Annotated in this window: 5 protein-coding genes; all 5 read left to right on the plus strand. The window is 39.5% G+C overall.

Annotation, left to right across the window (positions count from 1 at the left end):
• Positions 1–858, plus strand: an 858-nt coding sequence (locus CHI06_RS22615; RefSeq protein WP_095250824.1) for a hypothetical protein, incomplete at its 5' end; no start/stop codon positions are given.
• Between the two features lie 81 nt (positions 859–939).
• On the plus strand, positions 940–1,479 hold the full coding sequence (locus tag CHI06_RS22620) for a cytochrome c3 family protein (protein WP_257009418.1): 540 nt from the start codon (positions 940–942) through the stop codon (positions 1,477–1,479).
• Positions 1,480–1,481: 2 nt separating this feature from the next.
• Positions 1,482–2,942 (plus strand): ammonia-forming cytochrome c nitrite reductase subunit c552, encoded by a 1,461-nt coding sequence (locus tag CHI06_RS22625; protein ID WP_095250826.1) that lies wholly within the window; start codon positions 1,482–1,484, stop codon positions 2,940–2,942.
• 233 nt (positions 2,943–3,175) lie between these two features.
• Positions 3,176–3,400, plus strand: coding sequence for a hypothetical protein (locus CHI06_RS22630; protein ID WP_095250827.1), 225 nt, complete (start codon positions 3,176–3,178; stop codon positions 3,398–3,400).
• A gap of 62 nt (positions 3,401–3,462) precedes the next feature.
• Positions 3,463–3,600, plus strand: coding sequence for a hypothetical protein (locus tag CHI06_RS29990; protein ID WP_179292741.1), 138 nt, complete (start codon positions 3,463–3,465; stop codon positions 3,598–3,600).
• The last annotated feature ends 183 nt before the right edge of the window (positions 3,601–3,783 follow it).

Genomic DNA, 3,783 nt, shown 5'->3' on the forward strand with positions numbered 1-3,783 from the left:
AAATTATTCACAAACAGAAGGGAAATAAGAATGATGAAAAAATTGCTAATTAACATAAATTTTCTCCTATGTTTACTGCTGCTATTAAACCCTTTAATAATCGCAGCAGAAGAAAACCAAAACATCTTGAGTATGGAAGAACTTTCAATAAAAGTAATGCCTGAATTTGCCTACCATCCAAATGACGTAAAAAAAGAGCATCCGCCATTACTAATCGGCTACCAAGGAACCATGCGCAATCATTCTGAACAGCCACAAAAAGGGCAAATTGAAATCCCACTTCCCGTAGAAAATAAAAACTTCCGTATTGGCTATGTTGCTGATTATTCAAGCGACTTATCGAAGGTGTATGAAATAGAGTACATACTAAATCAAGAAAAAGGAACAGTTTCCTGGACAACGAGTGGAGAAATTCAACCCAATGATATCTATAAATTCGTTATTGAATTTTATACAGATAACATAATTGTTGAAAATGAAAAGAAAAACTTGTCATACCAATTTAAAAGTTTTACGGATATTGGCTTATTCAATGTTTCATTCATAGAGCCCTTAAAGGCAGAAAAGGTAGTACTTGATCCAGCACCAGAAGAGAAAAATACTCATGGCGATGAAAAGGGAGTTCACCCGTATTTCTTTCAAGGTTTAATAGCCGGAGAAGAGAAACGTTTTACTCTTACGTATGAACGAGCTGAAACGACACCTACTATCGAGATGATGGAGAAACAAGAACAACAACCGAGTGACACTGTGGAAAATAATGAAAGTCCAGCTATCCTTTCAATCGCAGCAGTTAGTGGAATAGGTTTAATAGCTGCAGGCGCATTCGCCTTCTTCATGAAAAGAAAACGAGATTAGAGATATCTTGCAAGACCATTCCTTTTGGCAATAAAGTGCTCACGTACTTTATTCAATAAATTAGAGAGAAATATTTATATTATGGGAGGTGAAAGAATGTTAAAAAGAGGGTTTAAAAAATTGCTGGCAATTGATAAAAGGGTATTAATTTTAGGTGCTCTTATCGCTGGCGTACTCTTTTCATTCGGAACAGTCAAGACAATGGCTTACTTAGATTCACCAGGTTTTTGTCAAAACTGTCATACAATGAAGTCTGTGTATACGTCATTTGTGGATTCGACTCATGCAGAATTGCAGTGTAACGACTGCCATTTGCCACATGAGAGTGAGGTCGGAAAGTTATTTTTTAAAGGACGCGCCGGGATGACACATATTTTCTACAACACACTAGGTACCGAAGATATACCAGATAGAATCTATGCGACGACACGAACATTAAGAGTCATCAACCAAAACTGTGCGGAGTGTCATAAGAGCACAGTTGATAATGTCTCACATGACGCTAAGGAAAACTGTATGTCATGTCACCAAACAGTACCGCATGGAAGCGATTTTAAAGATGATAGTTACCATCAGCCACCTAAGTCCGGTGAACTATTAAAGAATAAGGGAGGATTTTAAGCATGAATAGGTTCCGCTATGGGGCATCCCTCCTTCTACTAGTATTTGTCCTCATCATTACTGGCTGCAGCAACTCCAGTGACGGTGCAAGTGAAAAAACGGCAAGTTCTAAGGAAGTGAAGGGTACAACAGGCCTTTCTAAAGACGAAATAAGCAATGAGGCCTTTAAAGAATTATTTCCACTTCAATATAACAGCTACATGAAGAATGAAAAAATGGAAGATACAAAATACAATGGTTCTGTAAAACGCAGTAAATACGATCCTGATAAGGAACCTTTACTTCCAGTTCTTTTTAACGGCTATGGATTTGCCACTGAATATAATGAAGACCGCGGGCATGTGTATGCTCTTGAAGATATTCGTGATGTAAAGCGTATTACCGACAAATCAGTAGGTTCTTGTTATACTTGTAAATCAACTGCAGTACCTCAAATGATTGAAGAAATGGGCGACGATTATTGGGGAGCCAATTTTAATAAAGATATTTGGCCAAAAGGGGAAGCAATGGGACACTCACCTATCGGATGTTCAGATTGCCATGATCCCGAAACAATGGACTTACGCGTTACACGTCCAAGCTTTTATAAGGCTTTAGAAGCTCAGGGAGTTGATACTTCCAACCCAACGAAAAACGATATGCGCAGCTATGTTTGCGGACAGTGTCATGTGGAGTACCACTTCGCAGCGGATAATAGTGAAGTAACCTTCCCATGGAACAATGGATTTAAGCCTGAAGAAATGTATGAATACTATAATACGATTGCTAAAGAAGAAGGCTTTGAAAAAGACTGGGTTCATAATATTTCAGGAGCCCCAATGTTAAAAGCACAGCACCCTGAATTTGAAACTCATGCTAGCGGTACACATGGTAAGGCAAATGTTTCCTGTGCGGACTGTCATATGCCATATGAGCGTGTAGATGGAAAAAGGAAAATTACTTCACACTATTGGACTTCACCGCTTAAAACGATGGATACATCTTGTGGACAGTGTCATGGTGATAGAGATTTAGACAAATTAAAAGATCGTGTTATTGAAATCCAAGATGCAAACGTAAGTGCATTACATGAAGCACAGGTTATTTCAACGACAGCTCACTATTATATTAATAAGATGATTACTTCTGGAGTCAGCCAAGATAAGATCAAACAGGCTCAAGAATTTGTCCGTAAAGGTCAATGGTTCTGGGATATTGTTGCTGCTGAAAACTCCTCAGGTTTCCACAATCCACAAGGTTCAATGGATTCCTTAAGAGAGTCAGTTGTACAATCCAACAATGCTATTCGCCTTGCAACAGAAGAGTTAGTGAAAAAAGGTGTCAGCATGGAAGGGGTTAATTCTGAGATTGAGAAAGCGAAGACTGCTGTAAAAGCTGAAACCGTAAACGAGAAGAAAAAGGATCAAGCCGTAAACAACTACTTCCCTGCACAGCAGCCAGTAGTGCCAGCAGTAAAAAAATAGACCCTTTCAACTATCTTCCTAATCGTCCCGCTAAGAAGGATTAAGAAGTGTTGGAAAAGAGTCCATAATGGTTTTGAAGAAAACACTGTTTCTCTTTTGGAGACAGTGTTTTCTTGTTATTATTGTGACCAAATCGTGTCTAGCTGTCAATTAAACTTATCTGCTATTGGTCTAAAAATGGTGAGAATCAAATATTTTATAAGGAAGAATCCAATATGAAATAGGTGAGGAATATGTATCTTGTTCATTTTTTTGAAAACAAGATAGAACTATTAAATCAGCTTCTTGGAAGTGTTCCGGCCGTCGGTGAAATGATTACCGTTAAAGGTCGCAAAGGGAAGGTCACTGATGTTAATCAGATTGATGACAAACATGTCCATGTACAGATTACGGTAGAAAAAGTAGTTGTTAAAAATAAGCTAACAGCAGCAGACCTAGCGAAAAAGAAAAAAAGATAATTACAAAAGTCCTTTTTATGAAGGGCTTTTTATTTTGTGGTATAGGTTGTGGGGAAGAAAAAATGGGGTGGTGCGGGAGTCAAAGTATCTATCTGATACCCGTGGAGATGGAGAAAGAGGTAGAGTGGGAACTAGAGCGGCTGTCTGAGACCCGTGGAGATGGAAAAAGAGGTAGAGCGGGAACCAGAGCGGCTGTCTGATGCCCGTGGAGATGGATCAAGAAGTAGAGCGGGAACCAGAGCGGCTGTTTGATGCCCGGGGAGAAAGAAAAAGATGTAGAGCGGGAACCAGAGCGGCTGGCCCTTTCTGATGCCCGTGAAGAAGGGAGAAGGGGTTGAAGGGGGAACCAGAGCTGTCGTCTGATGCCCGTGAAGAAGGAAAAA

The sequence above is a fragment of the Bacillus sp. 7884-1 genome, assembly GCF_002272245.1.
Classification (GTDB): domain Bacteria; phylum Bacillota; class Bacilli; order Bacillales; family Cytobacillaceae; genus Neobacillus.

What these genes read in the sequence shown, in the direction of transcription:
- CHI06_RS22625 (WP_095250826.1), top strand. Translation starts at nt 1,482, where the DNA reads ATGAATAGGTTCCGCTATGGGGCATCCCTCCTTCTACTAGTATTTGTC.
- CHI06_RS22620 (WP_257009418.1), top strand. Translation starts at nt 940, where the DNA reads ATGGGAGGTGAAAGAATGTTAAAAAGAGGGTTTAAAAAATTGCTGGCA.
- CHI06_RS22630 (WP_095250827.1), top strand. Translation starts at nt 3,176, where the DNA reads ATGTATCTTGTTCATTTTTTTGAAAACAAGATAGAACTATTAAATCAG.
- CHI06_RS29990 (WP_179292741.1), top strand. Translation starts at nt 3,463, where the DNA reads ATGGGGTGGTGCGGGAGTCAAAGTATCTATCTGATACCCGTGGAGATG.